19 protein-coding genes and 1 tRNA gene are annotated in these 20384 nt (G+C 63.9%); 11 read left to right on the top strand and 9 right to left on the bottom strand.

What is annotated here, in order from left to right; all coding sequences use genetic code 11:
• Positions 1–90 precede the first annotated feature (90 nt).
• From K5R33_RS03680 to K5R33_RS03665, 5 genes are all read left to right on the top strand, one after another.
• Entirely contained in the window at positions 91–1320 is a 1230-nt protein-coding gene (locus K5R33_RS03680) for a putative DNA modification/repair radical SAM protein (protein ID WP_220747609.1), read from the top strand.
• Positions 1321–1396: 76 nt separating this feature from the next.
• Complete coding sequence (locus K5R33_RS03675) at positions 1397–2797, top strand: UdgX family uracil-DNA binding protein (RefSeq protein ID WP_220747608.1); 1401 nt, start codon at positions 1397–1399, stop codon at positions 2795–2797.
• 167 nt (positions 2798–2964) lie between these two features.
• Complete coding sequence (locus K5R33_RS03670) at positions 2965–3813, top strand: UTP--glucose-1-phosphate uridylyltransferase (RefSeq protein ID WP_220747607.1); 849 nt, start codon at positions 2965–2967, stop codon at positions 3811–3813.
• A gap of 20 nt (positions 3814–3833) precedes the next feature.
• Positions 3834–4613 (top strand): trehalose-phosphatase, encoded by a 780-nt coding sequence (gene otsB, locus K5R33_RS18990; RefSeq protein WP_255576044.1) that lies wholly within the window; start codon positions 3834–3836, stop codon positions 4611–4613.
• Entirely contained in the window at positions 4606–6009 is a 1404-nt protein-coding gene (locus K5R33_RS03665) for an alpha,alpha-trehalose-phosphate synthase (UDP-forming) (RefSeq protein ID WP_255576045.1), read from the top strand. Before otsB ends, K5R33_RS03665 begins: the two co-directional genes overlap by 8 nt.
• A gap of 22 nt (positions 6010–6031) precedes the next feature.
• Here K5R33_RS03665 and K5R33_RS19215 read toward each other — a convergent pair whose 3' ends face one another.
• Both K5R33_RS19215 and K5R33_RS03655 read right to left on the bottom strand, forming a co-directional pair.
• Positions 6032–6505 (bottom strand): transposase, encoded by a 474-nt coding sequence (locus K5R33_RS19215; protein ID WP_220747605.1) that lies wholly within the window; start codon positions 6503–6505, stop codon positions 6032–6034.
• A gap of 133 nt (positions 6506–6638) precedes the next feature.
• Positions 6639–6715 (bottom strand) — tRNA-Met (locus tag K5R33_RS03655).
• A 103-nt stretch (positions 6716–6818) separates the two neighbouring features.
• Here K5R33_RS03655 and K5R33_RS03650 point away from each other — a divergent pair.
• Positions 6819–8210, top strand: a complete 1392-nt coding sequence (locus tag K5R33_RS03650; RefSeq protein ID WP_220747604.1) for an FAD-binding oxidoreductase — start codon at positions 6819–6821, stop codon at positions 8208–8210.
• A gap of 36 nt (positions 8211–8246) precedes the next feature.
• Here K5R33_RS03650 and K5R33_RS03645 read toward each other — a convergent pair whose 3' ends face one another.
• From K5R33_RS03645 to trhO, 3 genes are all read right to left on the bottom strand, one after another.
• Positions 8247–8687, bottom strand: a complete 441-nt coding sequence (locus tag K5R33_RS03645) for a DMT family transporter (protein WP_255576046.1) — start codon at positions 8685–8687, stop codon at positions 8247–8249.
• Positions 8672–9394 carry an alpha/beta fold hydrolase gene (locus K5R33_RS03640; RefSeq protein WP_373314127.1) on the bottom strand — a complete coding sequence of 241 codons (723 nt, stop codon included), beginning with the start codon at positions 9392–9394 and terminating at the stop codon, positions 8672–8674. The genes K5R33_RS03645 and K5R33_RS03640 overlap by 16 nt, the downstream gene beginning before the upstream one ends.
• 220 nt (positions 9395–9614) lie before the next feature.
• Entirely contained in the window at positions 9615–10517 is a 903-nt protein-coding gene (gene trhO, locus K5R33_RS03635) for an oxygen-dependent tRNA uridine(34) hydroxylase TrhO (RefSeq protein WP_220747603.1), read from the bottom strand.
• Positions 10518–10657: 140 nt separating this feature from the next.
• Between trhO and pncA the strand changes: the two genes are divergently transcribed.
• From pncA to K5R33_RS03620, 3 genes are all read left to right on the top strand, one after another.
• Positions 10658–11266 (top strand): bifunctional nicotinamidase/pyrazinamidase, encoded by a 609-nt coding sequence (gene pncA, locus K5R33_RS03630; protein ID WP_220747602.1) that lies wholly within the window; start codon positions 10658–10660, stop codon positions 11264–11266.
• Between the two features lie 122 nt (positions 11267–11388).
• Positions 11389–13095, top strand: coding sequence for a BCCT family transporter (locus K5R33_RS03625; protein ID WP_220747601.1), 1707 nt, complete (start codon positions 11389–11391; stop codon positions 13093–13095).
• Positions 13096–13200: 105 nt separating this feature from the next.
• Positions 13201–13947 (top strand): YkgJ family cysteine cluster protein, encoded by a 747-nt coding sequence (locus K5R33_RS03620; protein WP_220747600.1) that lies wholly within the window; start codon positions 13201–13203, stop codon positions 13945–13947.
• 209 nt (positions 13948–14156) lie between these two features.
• Here the strand turns inward: K5R33_RS03620 and panC are convergent, their stop codons facing one another.
• Positions 14157–15005: a pantoate--beta-alanine ligase gene (panC, locus tag K5R33_RS03615; RefSeq protein WP_220747599.1), complete on the bottom strand. Its 849-nt coding sequence runs from the start codon at positions 15003–15005 to the stop codon at positions 14157–14159.
• Between the two features lie 130 nt (positions 15006–15135).
• Here panC and pncB point away from each other — a divergent pair, with 130 nt between their 5' ends.
• Together pncB and K5R33_RS03605 are read left to right on the top strand one after the other, a co-directional pair.
• Positions 15136–16428: a nicotinate phosphoribosyltransferase gene (gene pncB, locus K5R33_RS03610; protein WP_220747598.1), complete on the top strand. Its 1293-nt coding sequence runs from the start codon at positions 15136–15138 to the stop codon at positions 16426–16428.
• 12 nt (positions 16429–16440) lie between these two features.
• Complete coding sequence (locus K5R33_RS03605; RefSeq protein WP_220747597.1) at positions 16441–17907, top strand: P-loop ATPase, Sll1717 family; 1467 nt, start codon at positions 16441–16443, stop codon at positions 17905–17907.
• Between the two features lie 39 nt (positions 17908–17946).
• Here K5R33_RS03605 and arfB read toward each other — a convergent pair whose 3' ends face one another.
• The 3 genes from arfB to K5R33_RS03590 all read right to left on the bottom strand — a co-directional run bounded on the left by arfB (position 17947) and on the right by K5R33_RS03590 (position 20381).
• Positions 17947–18372 carry an alternative ribosome rescue aminoacyl-tRNA hydrolase ArfB gene (gene arfB, locus K5R33_RS03600; protein ID WP_220747596.1) on the bottom strand — a complete coding sequence of 142 codons (426 nt, stop codon included), beginning with the start codon at positions 18370–18372 and terminating at the stop codon, positions 17947–17949.
• A gap of 302 nt (positions 18373–18674) precedes the next feature.
• Entirely contained in the window at positions 18675–19271 is a 597-nt protein-coding gene (locus K5R33_RS03595; RefSeq protein ID WP_373314125.1) for a queuosine precursor transporter, read from the bottom strand.
• A gap of 60 nt (positions 19272–19331) precedes the next feature.
• Positions 19332–20381 (bottom strand): NAD(P)/FAD-dependent oxidoreductase, encoded by a 1050-nt coding sequence (locus K5R33_RS03590; protein WP_220747594.1) that lies wholly within the window; start codon positions 20379–20381, stop codon positions 19332–19334.
• Between the last annotated feature and the right edge of the window lie 3 nt (positions 20382–20384).

Here is a 20384-nt window from a genome sequence, read left to right as displayed (position 1 = left end):
GTCAGTGTTATCGAAAACATCCACGGCGTTTCGCCGCAGGTGGTCTCGGGATGGTTGCCAGGGCGCGCTTGCGGAACATAATGCGAACCTATGGGAAAGATGACGATTCAGGATAAGCTGGCGCTTCTGTCAGATGCCGCCAAGTACGACGCCAGCTGCGCGTCTTCGGGCACGTCCAAGCGGGGATCGCGCGACGGCAAAGGGCTTGGGTCGACCACCGGGTCGGGCATTTGCCATGCCTATGCGCCCGACGGGCGCTGCATCAGCCTACTCAAGATCCTGATGACGAACTACTGCGTCTACGACTGCGCCTATTGTGTGAACCGGGTGTCGTCCAACGTGCCCCGCGCGCGCTTTACGGTCGAGGAGGTCGTCTGGCTAACGTCGGAGTTCTACCGCCGGAATTACATCGAGGGTCTATTCCTGTCGTCAGGGATTATCAAATCCTCCGATTACACCATGGAGGAGATGGTTCGCATCGCAGAGAAGCTGCGCGAAGGCGGCTTTCGCGGCTACATCCATCTGAAAACCATCCCCGAGGCCAGCCCCGAGTTGATCGAGCGCGCTGGCCTCGTCGCCGACCGCCTTTCGATCAACATCGAGTTGCCGACGGATGCGAGCGTCAAAGCCTATGCGCCGGAAAAGGACCCTGCGGGTATTCGCCAAGCCATGGGCAAGGTGCGCCTGACCAAGGAAGACTACGGTGAGCGGAGCTTTACCGGTCGGCGGCGGGGCAAGTTCGCCCCCGCAGGCCAATCGACCCAGATGATCGTCGGGGCGGATGATGCCAATGACGCGACCATCCTGGGCAATTCCACACGGCTCTATGGGTCCTACGGATTGAAGCGGGTGTATTACTCCGCCTTTTCGCCGATCCCGGACAGCAGCGCGGTGCTGCCGCTCGTCGACCCGCCCTTGATGCGGGAACATAGGCTGTATCAGGCGGACTGGCTTCTGCGGTTCTACGACTTTTCCCTCGACGAGATCGTGACCCGGGACGATGGGGGGATGCTGGATCTGGACGTCGATCCGAAACTGGCCTGGGCCTTGGCCAATCGCGAGCGTTTTCCCGTGGATGTGAACCGTGCGGAGAAGGCGTTGTTACTGCGGGTCCCTGGCTTTGGGACCAAGATCGTGGATCGGATCCTCAAGGCGCGCCGCTCCGGTGCCGTCGGGTTGGAGGATATTCGCCGCATGGGCGGTCGGGTGAAGGCCGCACGGCCATTCATCGTCACGCGCGATCACCATCCGGGCGGCACCCTCGATCAGGAGGATCTGCGCGCCCGGTTCGTCAAGCCCAAGCAAATGGAGCTGTTTTGATACGGTTGCCGCTGCGGTGGGCCTCGGAGGTCTCCGAGGCGGGCCTGCGGTGCACCGCAGGCGGCGCTGGCCGCTGATGTTTGCGCCTCGCCTGCCACGTCTGGGCACCCGGGCGGCTTGGCGTGATGCGGCCCGGCGATTGGTCCATGTGGCGCCGTCTGAGGTGGACTGGGGCTGGCCCGATGCGCCCAGCCCGCTGTTTGACACGCCTCTACCGCCGCCGTCGGACCTCACCGTGCCCAAGGTCTTTACTGACCTAACGCGTCTGCTCTGCGCGGAAAGAACGGGCCGGGGATTTGCGCTGGCCCACGCGTTGCTGCATCGGTTGCAAGGCACCCGCGGCTTGCTGAGTCACCGGGCCGACCCGGATGTGGCGGCGGCCGAACGCATCGCCAAGGATATCCGCCGAGATCTGCACAAAATGCATGCCTTCGTTCGCTTCCGGGAGGCGGGGGATCAGACCGACCGGCGCCGCTTCGTCGCCTGGTTTGAGCCGACCCACCGCATAGAAGAGGCCGTTGCGGATTTCTTCGTGAACCGCTTCGGCGACATGGACTGGACGATTGTCACCCCCGAGGTGACCACCGCTTATGTGGGCGGACAGCTGAGCCAACGGGCCGTCTCGGCCACGCGCCCCGAGGATGGGGACCCCTTGGAGGAACTCTGGACGACCTACTACAGCAACATCTTCAATCCAGCCCGTCTCAAGGTCGATGCCATGACCGCCGAGATGCCCAAGAAATACTGGCGCAATCTCCCTGAGGCGCGGGTCATTCCCTCTCTGATCGCCGGGGCTCGGGCGCAAGTGACGGTCATGCAGGCCGCCACACCCAATCCCGCGCGTCCCGTGTTGGAGAAGCAGGCTGCCCCCGATGCCCACCCCGCACCGGACGGAACGCTGGATGCCACGCGCGCGGCCGCCGCGTCCTGCACCGCGTGCCCTTTACACGGTCAAGCGACCCAGACCGTCTTTGGCGAGGGGCCACAGGACGCTCGCATAATGATCGTGGGCGAGCAGCCGGGCGATCGGGAGGATTTGGCAGGGCGTCCCTTTGTGGGGCCTGCGGGTCAGCTTTTCGATGAGGTCGCCGCACGTGCGGGGCTAGATCGGGGTCAGTTCTACGTCACCAATGCCGTGAAGCACTTCAAATTCGTGGCGCGGGGAAAGCGTCGAATCCACCAACGTCCCGGTCTGTCCGAGATCCGGGCCTGCAAGCCTTGGCTCAACCAAGAGATTGCCTTGCTCGACCCGCAGGTGATCGTCGCCATGGGCGCCACGGCGCTCCATGCGGTGACCGGCTCTGGTAAAGGCATCACCTCGCGCCGCGGGCACCTGGAGCAGACCCGAGACGGGCGTGCCGTCTTCGTGACCTTTCACCCAAGCTATCTGTTGCGCCTGCCCGATGCGGGTCACCGCTTGGAACAAACGGAGCTTTTCGTCCAGGATCTCACAAAAGTTCGTCAGATGCTCAATTAATGGGCATATGTTTGCTGCGGCGCAGCAGGCGCTTGCCCTAGATGGCGGTTTTTTGCTGCTCTGCAGAATTTTGCCATAAATGGCTGGAACCGAATCCGGACACATGGCTTGGCTTCCCGTGGCGTCACAAGCCGCCGTTCGGGGGAACGAACCGCAGGAGCTGCTCCATGAATTGTCTTGAAACTGTTATATTTCCCGTCGCTGGGCTGGGCACGCGCATGCTCCCCGCGACGAAGGTTACACCGAAAGAACTACTGCCCGTTTACGATACACCCTTGCTGCAGTTCGCCCTGGATGAAGCCCTTGCTGCAGGTGCGAAACGCATTGTTCTCGTTTCGCATCCGTCCAAGCCCGCGCTGGCCGAATACCTGCGCCCCGATCCTGGCCTTGAACAGAAGCTGGCCGCGAAGGGCAAAGACGATTTGCTGCGTGCCGTGCAAGCCAGCCGGTTGCCGTCCGACGTAGACCTACACATTGTCATGCAGACCGAGCAATTGGGGTTGGGTCACGCCGTTTTGTGCGGTGCGGATGTGGCAGGCGATGGTCCGGTCGGTGTCATCCTGCCCGATGACTTGATGCTGGGGGCGCCCTGTCTCGCTGAAATGACCGAGGCCTACGATCCTGCCACCATGCGCAGCCTCGTCGCGGCCCAGCAGGTCCCGGCGGAGAATGTGTCCCGCTACGGTATCTTCGACTGCGACGAAAGCCGTCCTGGGGCAACGCTTCCGGCCCGCCGCTTTGTGGAAAAGCCCGCCGCCGATGCCGCGCCGTCTCGACTGGCTGCGGTGGGGCGCTACATCCTCGATGAGAGCGTATTTGATGTGTTGCGCAAGACAGGCCGTGGGGCGGGTGGAGAGATCCAATTGACAGACGCGATTGCCGCCATGGGCGGGATTCACGCCTTCCGGTTCTCGGCCACGCGGTTCGACTGCGGCTGTCGCGATGGACTGGTCGAGGCGACCTTGGCTGTCCAACGGGCCCGCAAGCGCACGCATCTGCACGTCGCGGCGGAGTAACGCCCGGGAGGGTATCGAGGATGCTATACTACCAGATGATGGGTTTTATGGAGGGCGACAGGCCCCGCGCAGACTACGATTTGCCGCTGCCGCCGCCAGACACCGCGTCTTTGTTCCTGGATTTTGACGGAACGCTGGTAGATATCGCCGACCGCCCCGATGGGGTGGTCGTTCCGCCTTTGGTGCCCGCGTTTTTGGAAATGGCGCAGAAGCGGTTGGCCGGTCGTGTGGCCATCGTATCCGGTCGATCCGTGGCGCAGTTGGAGGCGTTCTTGCCCGACTTCGACGGTCCCCTGATCGGCTCCCACGGGGCGGAACGGCGGATCGCGGGCGAGACCACCCAGGCCCGGGAGTTCGACGCGGATCGCATCGACGTCTTGCAGCGCATGGTGACGGATTTCGCCTCGCTCCACCCCGCGTTCTTGGTCGAGACGAAGCCGACGGGCGTCGTTCTACATTACCGTCAAGCGCAGGAGCAGGGCGCCCTGGCGCTCCGCTTCATGGACAGTATTGCAGCGGCAGCAGACGGGTTCCGCCTGCAACCGGCGCTTTGTGCCTATGAAATCAAGCCCGACAGCGTCGGCAAGGACATCGCCCTGGCGGATCTGTTCGACACAGCGCCGTTTGCCGGGACAACGCCGGTCTATGCGGGCGATGATTTGACCGATGAACCGGCGCTGGCCTGGGCCGCGGATCAAGGCGGCGCGGCCATCAAAGTGGGAGAGGCCGACACCGTCGCAGCCCACCGCTTGCCCTCACCCCAGGCCCTCCTGGATAGGTTGGGAGCTTGGCTTGCCTGACGGTCATCCTTTGCCCGCGCCCGAAGAGTCCACGGGGCGCCTGATCGTCTTGTCCAATCGCATCCCAAAGGGCGACGTGCCCGCCGGGGGTCTTGTCTTCGCCCTGCATGAGGCGCTGACCAACGCGGGTGGCCTGTGGATCGGGGCCGGCGACCCCAGTGAACAGGCCCAAGACGGGCTGACGGAAATCGGGTCTGACGCCTATACCCGCTTCACTTTCGATCTGACCGAGACCGAGCACAAAGGCTTCTACCTGGGCTATTCCAATTCGGTGTTATGGCCGCTGTTCCACCACCGGTCGGACCTGTTGGAAATCAACGCAGAGGATTTCGAGGCCTACGCCGCCGTCAACGCGCGCGTCGCCAGGTCTATCGCGGCGATCCTGCGCCCCGACGATGTTATCTGGATCCACGACTATCATTTTCTGATGGTCGCAGCGGAACTGCGGGCCCTCGGGGTGGAGGCTCGGATTGGTCTGTTCCTGCATATTCCGTTCCCCAATGTGACGGACATCTTGGCCCTGCCGGAGGCGGCGCAGTTTCCGACGTGGCTGGCCGCCCATGACATCGTCGGTCTTCAAGCCCAACGTGACGTGGCCGCGGCCTTCGATGTCCTGCGCCAGGATGAGCGTGCCCAAGTTCTGAAGGAAGGCACCTGGGGTCTCGAGGGGCGCGTGTTCTCGGTGCTGAGCTTTCCCATCGGGATCGACGCCGAGGGCTTTGCCGAAACGGCGGCTGCTGTCCCGACCCCTGAACTGCAACTTGCCCCCAAGGCGCCCCTTTTGATCGGTGTGGACCGGCTCGACTATTCCAAGGGCCTTGTCCATCGGTTCCAGGCATTCGGGACGTTCCTCGCAGGCCGCGACGAGGATGCGCCGCGCCCGACGTTCCTGCAAATCGCGCCGGTCTCCCGCGAAGACGTAGCCGCCTACCAGGACATCCGAGAAGAGTTGGAGCGCGCGGCAGGGTCCATCAACGGCGCCCATGCCGATCTGGATTGGACCCCCATTCGTTACGTGCGCCGCCATATCGACCGCGAACACATCGCCGCGCTGTATCGACGGGCGGATGTAGCCTTGGTGACCCCTTTGGCGGATGGGATGAACCTTGTGGCGAAAGAGTTTGTGGCAGCCCAAGACCCAAATGATCCGGGGGTTTTGATCTTGTCGCATTTCGCGGGGGCCGCCGAACAAATGGAGGCGGCTCTGCTGGTAAATCCCTTTGATGAGACCAGCTTTGCCGAAACGATCGCCGCGGCGCTGACCATGCCGTTGGAGGAGCGCATGTCGCGCCATGGCGCGCTCATGCGCGGTGTGTTCGAACAGGACATTGCGTGGTGGACGACAACTTACCTCGACCGCCTGCGCGACGGCGTTCCGTCCCTCGGAGAGCCTTAAGCTCGGCAATCGTTCAGTATCGTCATGTGATGGCATCAGCGAGGTGAACGACCGACCTGCAGGTGTCAGCGCCTTGGTCGTAGCGGGTCCGGACGCGGCGCCAGTCCCTGAGGCGATTCATGGCGCGTTCGATGGTTCTGTGGCCACGATCAGGTGGACCTTCGTCGTGGGTCCCCGCGCGCGCGATGGCGTGCCTCGCCTCCCCTTTGGACCCAGTGGCAGAGCGCGCGACCTTCACGAAGGCGCTGTCGATGACATGCGCCGCACCCAGAGCGATCTCGCGTGGCGCCGCGAACAGGTGCTTCCAAATGCTGCGCCGGGAGCAGCGGCTCCAGCGCCCGTAGACCGCCGGACAGTCACGCCAGGGGCAGCCAAACCGTGGAACGTGCACGATGCCGGGGATAGCCCGACGGTCGGCCGCCCGACGCGTGCCCGGTTGGTTTGTCGGAAGATGGGGTACAATCGCAGACCACCGCCGACCGCTCAGCCAGACCACGCCCGCTATGGGCTCCGCCCCCTCCCGATCCCGTCAGAATGGGGACATTTCAATTGCTTGATTGGGCACCCGGCGTCAGGGGCTCTCACGCCCTCACGCCCTCACGGTCGCCGTTTCACATCGCTTGGGTGATTGGTGGCGGTACAGGGACTCGAACCCCGGACACAAGGATTATGATTCCTCTGCTCTAACCAACTGAGCTATACCGCCACTGGCGCGCGGGATACGGAACGCGCGGGGGGGCGTCAAGCGCGTTTTGGCCGCTTTTCTTCCCCAGGATGTCGTGGCACCGTCGCGACTTCGGAGGTGTCCCATGAAAGATCATCACGCGGATCCGCTGGATGCGTTGCGCAGCTTGCTGGGCGAGGCGCATGTTCTCACCGGTCAAGCCACGGAGCGGTTCGCCAAGGACTGGACTGGCAAATGGCGGGCCGACCCGCTGGCCGTTGTCCGCCCGGCGTCGACTGCGGAGGTTCAGGGCTGCGTCCGGGTCGCTGCGGACCATGGGCTGTCCATCGTCCCCGTTGGCGGCAACACCGGCCTCGTCGGGGGCACGGCCAACACCGGCGCATTGATGATCTCGTTCGAACGCATGACTGCCATTCGCGAGGTGCGGCCTGACGCAGGGCTTGCCGTGGTTGAGGCGGGGGCGATCCTGTCCGATGTCCACGACGCCGTCGCAGCCCATGATCTGATGTTTCCGCTCACCTTGGGCGCGCGCGGCTCCGCCCGGATCGGTGGCTTGCTCTCGACCAACGCGGGGGGCTCCAATGTGGTGCGCTATGGCTCCACCCGGGGTCTGGTTTTGGGGATCGAGGTGGTGCTGGCCGATGGCCGGGTGCTGGATCTGATGAGCGAGTTGCGCAAGGACAACTCCGGCTATGATTTGCGAGACCTCTTCATCGGGGGCGAGGGCACCCTGGGCGTGATCACCGCCGCCGTGCTGCGCTTGGTACCGGCACCCCGGTATCATGCTGCCGCTTTGGCTGCCGTCCGAGATCTACCAGCTGCCTTACGCGTCTTGCGGGCGCTTCAGACGGCTACGGATGGCGCGGTGGAAGCCTTCGAATACATGCCGCGCACCTACATGGAGGCCCTGGCCCAACACCGCCCCGATCTGCGGCAGCCCTTCGCCATCCACGACCACGCCGTTATGATCGACCTCGGCGGTCTCAGCCGACCCTTAGGTGATATGCTGGAACAGGTCCTGGCCGATGCCGTTGAGGCAGGGGATGTCTTGGACGCCACCGTCGCCCAGAACGAGGCCCAGCGGGCCCATATCTGGGAGATGCGCGAGGCCGCCGCCGAAATCACCTTCACCCGCTTGCCCATCGTCGACAACGACGTGGCGCTGCCCTTGGATGGTGTGGCTCCGTTCATTGAGACGATGACCGCGCGGCTGGCCCAGATGGACGCAGGCGCAGACCACTTGATTTGTGCGCATTTGGGTGACGGCAACATCCACCTGACGGTCTATCCTACGTCCGATGCCCCGGCACACCTGGACGCAATCCGGGAGATGATCGAAGAGGTCACCGTCGATCTGGGCGGCTCCATCAGCGCGGAACACGGGATCGGCCTGTCCAAACTGGGCACCATGTCCCGCCGCAAGGACCCCGTCGCGCTGGACGTGATGCGCGCGATCAAAGGCGCCTTGGATCCGGACAACCGCCTGAACCCCGGTAAGGTTGTGCCAGAGGCTTGAGTCGGGCCCAATTTTTCACGAAAAATTGGCGGCCCCTCAGCCGTCGCGCCCCAGTTGGGTGAGGACAAGGCCCAACGCCATGGTTGCCAATCCCAGCAAGCGCAGGGGTGACACTCCCGTCGCCCGCGCGCCGAACAGGCCGAATTGGTCGATGAGCGCGGATGAGATCATTTGGCCCAGCAGGACGAACAGCACCGCGTTGCCGACGCCAAAGACGGGCGCGATCCAAGTGATGGACAGCACGTAGAAGGCGATCAGCGCCCCGGCCAGAAACAGATGGGGCGGCTGGCCAGCCAGACGCGCGAAGCCGCCGAGGCCCGTCACGCTGGCCACCACCGCCGAACAGGTGAAGGCCACAGCAAACAGGACCGTTGCCGCCGCCGCTGGCGCCCCAATGTTGGCCCCTAAACGTGCGTTCAACGCCGCGAGGATCGGGATGCCGATCCCTGCGGCCAACATGATCAAGGCGTGGTGCATTCCGCGGCCTCCACCTTCGCCAGCCACTGGCGCAGGGCCTCGGTCGTGGCCTCCGGCTGTTCCAGAGTGGGCAAATGCCCCGCATCGGGCACGATCACCAGGTCTGAGCCGGGGATCAGCCCGTGCATCCCCTCATGCCGGAACACGGGGCAGAGCCCGTCGTCTGCCCCGCACAAGACCAGGGAGGGCACGCGCACGTCGCGCAGGACCTGCTGCTGGTCGGGCCTTACCATCAGCGCGCGGGACTGGCGGACAAACACCTCTGGCCCCAAAGCCTCGGCCATGGCCATGCAAGTGTCCAGGATCGCCCCGACATTCGGGCCATCGGCCAGGTAGTTGGGCTTCATCTCATCGCGCATCACGCGGCGCAGCCCGCCGTCTTGGACCGCCGCGATCTGGGGCGCGCGCCGCTGGGCCACGGCCTCGGCCTCCGACTTGGGGTTGGTGTCCATCAGGGCCAGACCCGCCACGCGGTCCGCCGCCTGGGCCATGATCTCCATGGCGACGATGCCGCCCATGCTCAGCCCCGCCAGTGCGAACCGTGGCGGCGCCACGCGCAGGACCTCCGCCGCCAGGGCCTGGACCGTCTCCGCGCCGCCGATGGGGGCGACCATCACGGCCCGATCGTGGATCGCCGCGAGCTGGGGCGCGAACAGGCGCGCGTCGCACATCATCCCCGGCAACAGGACCAAAGGTATCACGGCCATCCCCTCCCATGCAGCCCATTGCATACCAAGGAACACCGCATTTGACCGGGGCACAAGCTCTGGCTAGGCTCCAGTATCTGCAATCGTTGGGAGGCGATGTGTGATGACCGATCTTCTGATTCTCGTGGGGGCCGTCTGTCTGGCCGTAGCCGTGGCCCGGATCCTGGTGCAGACCCTGCGCCGGACCGACACCCGCGACGACGCGCAAACCCAATAGACCTTAGCCGCCCAGGTGACGCTCACCCCGTGCGCGGGCCAGCCGCATCTGCTTCATCCGTTCGCGGAAACGGTTGCGGTCGGTCTCAGTGAACTGACCAACGCAGTGGTGACACTGAACCCCCGGCTCATAGGCGGGCAGGGCGGTGTCGGCCTGGGTCAGGGGACGCCTGCAAGCATGACACAGCACATGCTCGCCCTCGGCCAAGCCGTGTTCCACGCTCACGCGGTCGTCGAACACGAAGCAAGCGCCCTGCCATAGGCTCTGCTCCGCCGGGATCTCTTCCAGGTATTTCAGGATGCCACCCTGGAGGTGGACCACGTCATCGACGCCCTGTCCGCGCAGGTAGGCCGTGGATTTCTCGCAGCGGATTCCACCGGTGCAGAACATGGCGATGCGCTTGCCCTCGAACCGCTCGCGGTTCGCTTCCCACCACTCGGGAAAGGCGCCAAAGCTCTCGGTTTTCGGGTCGATTGCCCCGTCGAAGGTGCCGATGGCCACTTCGTAGTCGTTGCGCGTATCGATCACCACGGTGTCCGGGTCGCGGATGACCGCGTTCCAATCGGCGGGCGCAACATAGCGGCCTACGCCCAACAGAGGGTCTACGTCGGGCTGTTTCATGGTCACGATTTCGCGCTTTAGCCGCACCTTCAGCTTGCCAAAGGGCATCTGCGCTGCGGTGCTGTACTTCGCCTCTAGCCCGTCGCACCCGGGCAGGCTGCGCAGGTGGGTCAGCAGGTCCTCGACCCCAGAGGCTGACCCCGCGATGGTGCCGTTTAGCCCCTCGCGGGCGATCAGGATCGACCCTTTGATGCCAGCCCGCTCTGCCACCGCAAGGATGGCGGGGCGGAGCGCGCTTGGGTCCGGCAGGCGCGCGAATTTGTAGAAGGCTGCAACGGTGATCATGGGGCGCGGTCTACGACCTGGGGCGGGTGGCCCGCAAGACCGGGGGAGGTGTCGGGGGGCAGGTGCTTCGGGGGGCTGGCGTCGCCACCATACAAAAGTCACAACAGGGCCGAACCTTTCCGACCCGCCGAGGAGCCCCCATGACCCGCCCCCAGACCAACGCCCTGATCGTGATCGACGTGCAAAACGGCTTCTGCCCCGGTGGCAACCTCGCCGTGCCCGGCGGGGATGAGATCGTGGCGGGCATCAACGCGCTGATGCCGTCGTTTGCCCATGTGATCCTGACGCAGGATTGGCACCCGGCGGGACATTCCTCCTTCGCGTCCAGCCATCCGGGCAAGACCCCCTATGATGTGACCGAGATGCCCTACGGTCCCCAGGTTCTCTGGCCTGACCATTGTGTCCAAGGCACCGAGGACGCGGCCTTTCACCCGGACCTTGTGACCGACCCGGCACGGGCGGTTATCCGCAAGGGGATGAACCCGGCGGTGGACAGCTATTCGGCCTTCTTTGAGAATGACCGCCTGACGCCCACCGGGCTGGAAGGTCTGCTGCGGACCCTCGGGGTCGAGGCGGTGACCTTGGTCGGCTTGGCGACGGACTTCTGCGTGACCTATTCCGCGCTGGACGCGGCGCGGCTCGGGTTTCGCACGACAGTGATCGAATCCCTGACGCGGGCCATCGATCTGGACGGGTCTTTGGCTGCGGCGCGGGACCAGATGCGTGAGGGCGGTGTCGGATTGGAGTGAATCCGACACAAGCGTGTCGCATTTCGACGCAATTCGTCACAAAGTGGTCGCATTTCCCTTTTCAGCAGCGTCCCGGGCTGCGCAGGCTATGCAGATAGTAACAATAATGGGACGCGACCGGGATGAGTAACCTACAACCACCACTGACCGATCTACCGATCGAAACGACCGAAGGAGGGTTCTACAACGGCTTTGCTAAGCAAGTCGCCGTGCCCGCCAAGGTTATCATTTCCGTGCTCTGCGTCTGGGCCATCGTCTGGCCGATCCAATCTGGCGCTGTCCTCTCGGGCCTCAATTCCTGGATCCTGGGCAATGCCGCCGCTTGGTACATCTGGACCGTCGCGCTCTTCGTGATCGTCTGCTTGGGTCTCGCTCTTTGGCCGACCTCGGGGCGTATGAACCTGGGCTGCGACGACGAAAAGCCGGAGTTCTCGAACTTCTCTTGGTTCTCCATGATGTTTGGCGCAGGCATCGGCGTCGGCATGCTGACCTGGGCCGTGGCCGAACCGGTCGCCCACTTCCAGAACAACCCAGAGGTGATCCAGGGCATCACCACCGCCAAAGAGGCTGACAACATCCTCATGGCCTACAAGTGGTCCTACCTGCACTGGGGTCTGGGCGCTTGGGCGTGTTACGCCATCGCGGGTCTTGGCCTGGCGTTCTTCGCCTATCGCCGGGGTCTGCCCCTGACCATCCGCTCGTCGCTGACGCCGCTGTTCGGGTCGTCGCTGGCGGGTTGGCTGGGCCATGTCATCGACATCGTTGCCGTGGTCGCGACCATCCTGGGTGTTGCCCAAACGCTGGGCTTCGGGGTGGAGCAATTCGTGGCGGGTCTGACCCGGATCGGGATCGGCGGTTTGGCTGATGCGGACGGGGCCGTGACCACCACCGGGATCATCGTCGCGCTGTTGATCATCATGGGGGCCTCGACGCTTTCGGCGCTGTCGGGCGTGGGCAAGGGCATCAAATGGCTGTCGAATATCAACATGGTGCTGTCGATCTTCCTGCTGTCGTTCTTCATCATCTTCGGCGCCACGTTCTTCGGTCTGAACGCCTTCTTTGTCGGCATCTGGGAATATCTGATCGCCTTCCCGGGGCTGAGCTTCAACGTCTGGTCCTCTGACGGCGTCGAAGGTTCCGAATCCTTCCTGCTGGCACAGTGGCAGGGCTGGTGGCCGGTGTTCTACTGGGCTTGGTGGATCGCCTTCGCACCCTTCGTCGGTCTGTTCCTGGCGCGCATCTCGCGCGGGCGCACCATTCGGGAGTTCATCCTGGGCGCCATGATCGTGCCCTCGCTGATGTGCTTCGTCTGGTTCGCCTGGGCCGGTGGCACCGCCATAGATCTGGAGCTGAACGGCGGCGCGAATGGTGTGATCTATGAGGCCGGCAACGGCGACAAGATCTTCGCCATGACCGAGTTCATGTTGGCCCCCATTGCCCAAGTCCTGGCCTGGGGCATGGCCCTGCTGATCGTGGTGCTGCTGATGACTTTCCTGGTGACCTCGGCGGACTCGGCGGTTCTGATCGTCAACACGATCAACGCCGCTGGCGACGAAGGCCCCAAGGCGCGTCCGCACATTATCTTCTGGGGCGTGGCCCTGGGCACGGTGGTGGCCGGTCTGCTGATCTCTGGCGGGACCTCGGCCATTCAGACGGCCATGGTGATCGGGGCGCTGCCCTTCTCCATCGTGATGGTTCTGATGTGTGTCGCGCTCATCAAGGCGACCTGGAATGACGGTCGCCGTGAAAAGGCTGGCGTTCCGACGACCCACGATCAGATCGACGGGGCCACCCCGCCGGACCTGGGTCCGGGCGTGCCCGCCGAGTGATCGGATCACATGCTGTTTGCGGGGGCCCTTCGGGGCCTCCGTTTTCGTTTGGCCCTTTCGGTCGCCGCGCGGGGGTGGTGTAGTCCCCACGACAGGAGGACCGCCATGCCCCCCCGCACAGCCCGCGCCGCCCGCCGTGCCGCCCGTAAGATTGGTGCCCCGACCGACCGCGACAGCCTGCGCGCTGCGATCCTGGCGGCCCGACTGCCTGGCCATCCGCCTGCCGTGACAGATCAAGCGCGCGATCTGCTTTTGGCTTGGTTGGACGCTGCGCCCCAGCCCTACGAGGTGCTTCTCCGCCACCTCTCCGACGGCACCGCCGCGACCCAGATCGGAGAGGCGCTGCTGGCCCGCAGCCCCGTGCCAGAGGGTCTGGCCTGTGGCCAGGGCTGCGCTTTTTGCTGCATTCTCCCCGGCGACGATGGCGGCACCATCACTGGGGCTGAGGCCCGCCGCCTACACGCCGCCCTCGGTCCCCAACCTCAGGAAACACCTTGGCACCCGGATGCCTGCCCCGCCTTGGACCCGGCCACGCGTCTCTGCCGGGCCTATGACGCACGACCGATGATTTGTCGCACCTACGTGAGCCAGGACGTGACCGCCTGCGAAGCCATCGCGGAGGGTGAGGCACGTCCCGGCACGGGCACCCTCCCGCCCCAGGTGATCTATGTGACGGCCCATGCGCTGGTCCGCGTGGCCTTGGGCAAGGGGGCGCCCACCTTCTCCCTGCGGGCCGTGGCGCGCGCCGCTGCCGATGGCGTGCCCATGGATGAGGCGCTCCCCGCGGCCCGCCACGCGCCCGCCAACCTGATGGCGGAGCGCCGCCGTCTTGCGCGCAGCTTGCCACGCTGAAGCTGTCGCTGGTTAGCGCGTCTCACTGGTGTTGCCCAAAGTGCCCGCGACTATTGCCCCAGGGCCCTCGTAGAGACCCTGTTGAGTTCACGCACCACGGTCTCCAGAGGGCGCTTCCGGCGCGCCTCGCGCGCCTCCGTCCTCGGGCCTTCCCCGAGGACTCGCCCCATCACAGGCGCTTCATCGAAAGGGCGCCCGACCGTGGGGCGCTAGACGTCCACTTCCAACTGGTCCAACAGGAGGACCGGCCCGAAGGCCGCAGACATCATCATCCCAATCCTGCCCTGCCCAACGACCACGCCCGTGGCGGGCACGAAGACCCCCGATTTGACCACGTCGAAGCCTTCCAACTGGGCCAGCGGCTCCGCCTCGATGCGGGCACGCACCTGCTCTGTTACCGCCTCGACGGTGCTCCCGGCCCGTAAAGCCTCCGCTGCCTCTTGCAGCGTCGCTTGCAACACCGGCGCCGCCGCGCGCTGCGCCTCCGTCAAGCGCACGTTCCGAGACGACAGTGCAAGACCATCGGCGTCGCGCACCGTCTCCACCGCCACGACCTCGACCCCAAGCAGCAGGTCCTGGGCCAACTGTCGCACCACATGCAGCTGCTGATAGTCCTTCTTGCCGAAATAGGCCCGATCCGGACGCACCACGGAAAAGAGCTTGGTCACCACGGTCGCCACCCCGCGAAAATGCCCGGGTCGCACCTCTCCATGTAGCATATTGGCCAGGCGCGTGGTCTCGACGATGGTCTCCGCGCCCTCGGGGTAGATCTCAGCGGCCTCCGGCAGGAACACCGCCGCCACCCCCGCCGCGCGCAGCATCTCCAGATCGCGCTCCGTATCCGCCGGGTATTTCGCCAGATCGTCCGGGTTCTCAAACTGCGTCGGATTGACGAAGACCGAGGCCACCGCCCGGTTACACCCGGCCACGGCGGCGCCAACCAAGGCCATATGCCCCGCGTGGAGCGCCCCCATGGTCGGCACCAGGCCCAGGGTGCCCTCGGCCCGCAACTCCGCACAGGCGGCTCGCATCTCCGCCACGGTTCGACAAATGCGCATGGGTCTGGTCCTCCGCTCCGGTCGCGCGCGGCTGATAAACCAAGCGTGGCGCGGGCGATAGGGGACCAAAGGCGCCCCCTGGACAGGCGCCGCGCCCCATGCGTTAACCTGATCCCTCGGAGGAGCGCACATGCAGGACATCGCCACCCGCGTCTGGAACCACAAGTGGAAGATCGACCCGGTCGTCCGCTCCCTCATTGATACGGATTTCTACAAGCTGCTGATGTGTCAGTCGGTGTACCGCAACCGGCCCGATACCCAGGTGACCTTCAGCCTCATCAACCGCTCCACCCATGTGCCCCTGGCCAAGCTGATCGACGAGGGCGAGTTGCGGGAGCAGTTGGACCACGTCCGCACCCTCTCGCTCACCCGGGGTGAAAGCACTTGGCTGCGCGGCAACACCTTCTACGGCAAGCGCCAGATGTTCCGCCCCGACTTCATGGAGTGGTTCGAGAACCTTCGACTGCCCGCCTACGACCTGCAACGCAAAGGCGACCAATACGAGCTGACTTTCGAGGGCGCCTGGCCCGAGGTCATGCTGTGGGAGATCCCGGCCCTCGCCATCCTGATGGAGCTTCGGTCCCGCGCCGTCACCAAACACCTGGGCAAGTTCGAGCTTCAGGTCCTCTACGCCCGCGCCATGACCCGCGTTTGGGAGAAGGTGGAGCGCCTCAAGACTCTCCCCGACCTGCGCCTGGCCGATTTCGGCACCCGCCGCCGCCATGGGTTCCTCTGGCAGGATTGGTGCGTGCAGGCCCTGCGCGAGGGGCTGGGCGACAACTTCGGGGGCACCTCCAACTGCCTCATCGCCAAGAACCGCGACCTGGAGGCCATCGGCACCAACGCCCACGAACTCCCCATGGTCTATTCCGCGCTGACGACCGATGATGCGGCCCTGGCCCGCGCGCCCTACGCCGTGCTGGCCGATTGGCATGAGGAACACGACGGCAACCTGCGCATCATCCTGCCCGACACCTACGGGACCGAGGGCTTCTTAGCGAATGCGCCCGACTGGCTGGCGGGTTGGACAGGGATCCGCATCGACTCCGGCGACCCCGCCACGGGCGCCGAGACCGCCATCCGCTGGTGGCAAGAGAGGGGCGAGGACCCCCGCGAAAAGCTGGTGATCTTTTCCGACGGGCTAGACGTGGACAAGATCTGCGCCTTGTCGGCCCAATTCGCAGGCCGCGTGCGAGTGTCGTTCGGTTGGGGGACGCTGTTGACCAACGATTTCCGAGGCTTGGTCGAAAACGACGCCCTGGCGCCCTTCTCCTTGGTCTGCAAAGCCGTCGAGGCGGATGGCCGCCCTACCGTGAAGCTGAGTGACAACCCCCGCAAGGCGATGGGGCCTGTGGAGGAAGTGGAGCGGTACAAGCGGGTGTTCGGGGTTGGCGAGCAGGTTGCGGCGGACGTCGTGGTTTGACATTAAACTACCATGGACAAAATTTCGCTTCGAAATCTAAATGACTTCGGCCGCACCGCCGCCGAAGACGAGCCCGTTATCGACTACTTTCTGAGTACACCGGCTGTAGATAAGATATTGGCCGGAAATATCTTGCTAGTGCTCGGTAGAAAGGGAAGCGGAAAAACGGCTCTTGTGAAGCATTTTACAGAGACGCTTAGTAACGATCACGGAAGCCCTGTTAGCCTACGGAACTACCCTTGGAGCGCTCATGCTGAGCTAGTTGACAAAGGGGCGTCTGAATCAGAAGCGTATGTGGCATCTTGGCGTCTGTTAATTGCGATAAGAATGGCCAGCCACGTGGTCCGGAGGGGTCAAGGGCGGCCTTACACGGATGCTCGGAGTGCACTTGAAAAATTTCTTATGAGAAATTTTGGTAGCACCGATCCTGAGACTCAGTCCATTGTCCAGCAGCAAAAACTGAATGTTGAGGGGCTATCCATTGGTCCGCAAATTGCAGGTATTGCTTTAGGTTCGATCAACCTGAGACGCGAGGCTACCGATCGGGTGCTCGGCGCTGAACTCAATGCACTTACGAATTCGATTCTTAACGATGTAAGTACGGTCGTGGCTGAACTTGGCATTGATCGCCTGTACATGCACTTTGATGAGCTTGATCAGGGGCTTGACCGTCTTAACGAGCAGCGCAAATTTATGATAGTCGGCCTCATCTTGGCGGCAAGGGAGATTAGTCGAGCGTCTAATCTCCGAGCGAACATTTGTCCGGTGGTGTATCTTCGTACCGATATTTGGGATCAGATTACTTTTTCCGATAAGAATAAGATTACCCGAAATTCAGCGCATTCTCTACGATGGGATTCCAGTTCTCTGAAGTCTCTGGTGGAGATTCGGCTGACAAAGAAACTTGGTACGCCGGTTGTTTGGTCCCAGATCGAAGACATGGAGAAGATGCGCGGTAGTCAGGCCAAATTTGACCACGTTGTAGCTCGTACTCTGATGCGGCCACGGGATATCATTCAATTCTTAAATGAAGCTTTGGAGGTTGCCCGCGAACGAGACGTTGAGCCTTTGATATTTGTCAATGATGATATCAACAGGTGTAGAGGGGCTTACTCTGAATATTTAAAAGAGGAGTTGGATGATGAAGTTAGTCCTCATTGGCCCAAATGGGATGATGCTTTGGCAGTCTGTTCAAAGACTGAGACCATAACATTTGACCGTGCTAACTTTATTGCAAACTACCAAACGATGAGGTCGAAAGAAGATGATCTTTCTGCTGACGAAGCGCTAGAGGAGCTTTATAGGTTCTCGGTAATCGGCTACCAGACAAGAATGGGCGCTGGCGGGTCCGGCTGGGCATTCAGATATCTGAATCCTAACGCAAAATGGGACCCGAGTGTGTCAAGATTGAAAGTGCATCTCGGACTTAAAGAGTTTGCTCGTCTCAAGGAAGAGCGCGGAAGCAACGGAGACGCCTAAGTACTAGGGTTCTGCTACTATTGTAACGTGAGGGTCTGTCTAGATGTCCACCCCCGGATCGCCCCTCAACGCCTTAACCTCCCCCCGCCGTTTCTTCGCCTCCAACCGCTTGCGCTTCTGATTGGCCGACACCCGCGTCGGCACCCGGCGTTTGGGCTTCACCAAAGCCGCGCGCACCAGCGCCGCCAACCGGTCCCGCGCGATCTCTCGGTTGCGGGCTTGGGAGCGCTCAGACGACACCTGGATCACCACCGCGCCCTCACGGGTCCAGCGGCGGCCCGCCAGCCTCTGCAACCGGCGTTTCACCGGGCCGGGCAGGGCGGGCGAGCGCTCTGCCTCGAACCGCAGCTCCACCGCCGTCGCCACCTTGTTGACGTTCTGCCCGCCGGGGCCGGAGGCGCGCACAAACTGCTCGGTCATCTCCCAATCCTGGAGCGTGATCTCCGGCGTGATCTGCAGCGGCATGGCGGCCTCCGGTCTGACGGGTGTGCATACGGGGGGTGTACAGGGGGTGTCCGCGGGATGCACCGCGCAGACACGAAAGAAGGCCGCCCCTCGACACCGGGACGGCCTTCCGAAAGTTCAGGAGGCTGGATCGGTTAGACGTATCCACCTCGGATTTACACGCCTGAAGGCTGCCTCAGGTGCGGACCTCCGAAGCTGTCCCGATTGCATTCTCCACCATCTTTCTAGACACTGGATCACCTCCTTTCATTGAGTTGCCGATAGGCCGAAGGTGACACGTATCTGGTATGGGTCAAGCCCCTTTACGCAACAGATTGTGCAAACTTCACCGTAATGACACGGAAGGGCACCAGCGCCAGCAGCGCGACCGACAGCTTCACGCCCCAGTCCGCCAGGGCGAGCCCAACCCAAAGCGGGCCCACGGCGGTCGGCTCCTGCGCCCAGGAGACATCGCCCCAAGCCGCTGGAAACGCTACGAAAGACGCGAAAGCAAGGGTGAAGAACAGCGCCGTATCCACCGCCGACCCGATGATCGAGGAGGTCAGCGGCGCGACGAACCAGCGACGCTCCCGCAAGGCGGAAAAGATCGCGAGATCAAGAAGTTGCGCGACCAGGAACGCGACCCCCGAGGCGATGGCGATGCGCAGGGTGACCAGCGGGCCGAACTCGCCCATGATCTGGCTGCCGATCAGGGAACAGCCGATGCCCACGGCAAACCCGGCAAGCACGACTTTGCGCGCTTTTTCAGCACCATAGAGACGGTTGGTGACGTCGGTGACCAGAAAGGCTAGCGGATAGCTGAAGGCGCCCCAGGTGAGCCAGCCGTCGGCGATGATGAATTGGACGCCGATGTTGGCGGCAACGACGATTGCCCCCATGGCGAGGATAAGAAGGATCATGATGTGGTCCGTTTTTGACATGGTGGTCGGAGACATGGCCCGTTTGGGCAGATGCGTCGGTTAGACCGGAGCAGACGGCGGCGCAAGGTGGTCGCTGCGGAAGGGCTCGGGGATCGTGTCGCGTCCGGTTAGCATGAGGTCTGCCATGACCTCCGCGACCTTTGGGGCCATGCCGAAGCCGATCTTGAACCCGCCGTTGGCTATGAAGTGCCCAGGTCGCCCGGGCCAGGCGCCAAGCAGCGGCGCGCGGGATCTGGCGCGGGGGCGGACGCCGGCCCAACGTTGGAGGACGGAGGCCCCGGTCAAGGCAGGGACGGCGGCGCAGGCGCGGGCAAGCACATCGTCCAATTGCGCGTCGGTTGTGTCGGGTGCGTCGAAATCCCGTTCCGATGTGGAGCCTATGGCGGTGGTCCCATCGGCGTGGGGGATAATGTGCAGGCCGTCGACATAGAGCTGGGGCTGATCGCGGCGGTCCAGGTCCAGCAGGATCGCTTGGCCCTTCACGCCATTGCCCGCCGCGTGGCCTCGGTCGTCTTGCATGGCTGCCAAACCGCGCCAGCCCGTCGCGTGCAGGACCAATCCTTGCGGCGGGCCTTCAACGTCGATCACGGACCCTCGGGCGCGAAGGGCCGCAGCCAAGGCAGTGCAGGCCTTCGCCGGGTGGAGACGGGCAGAGAGCGTGTCGCGGATCACGAGGCCCGTGGGGCTGGGTGGGGACCAGCCGTCTGGCGCTTCCTCGACCGACCAGCTGATCCCATCGGGCCAAAGCGCGGCCGCTCCTTCGGCTCGCCCTCGGGCGAGGGTCAGCGCCGCCTCATCGGCCACCGGCTGCAACCGCCCCAAGCGCCCATAGCCCGGGTCTGTCCCGCCGACGGCGGCGACCTCGGCCCACCACCTCTCTGCCATCAGGAGGCTGTCCAATTGGAAGGCTTTCTTCTCGTTCCACTGCTCCGGCACATGGGGCGCCAGGGCGCCGACGACCCCACCTGAGGACCCGGCGCCAACCCCGCCGGGGTCGACCACGCGCACGCGGGCGCCTCGCCGAACCAGCGACCAGGCGCAGGACAGGCCAAAGATACCCGCCCCGAGGACCGTCACGTCGATTGCCAAGGC

The sequence above is a fragment of the Jannaschia pagri genome (assembly GCF_019655435.1).
Classification (GTDB): Bacteria; Pseudomonadota; Alphaproteobacteria; order Rhodobacterales; family Rhodobacteraceae; genus Jannaschia; species Jannaschia pagri.
This window is presented reverse-complemented; position numbering and strand designations above follow the sequence as displayed.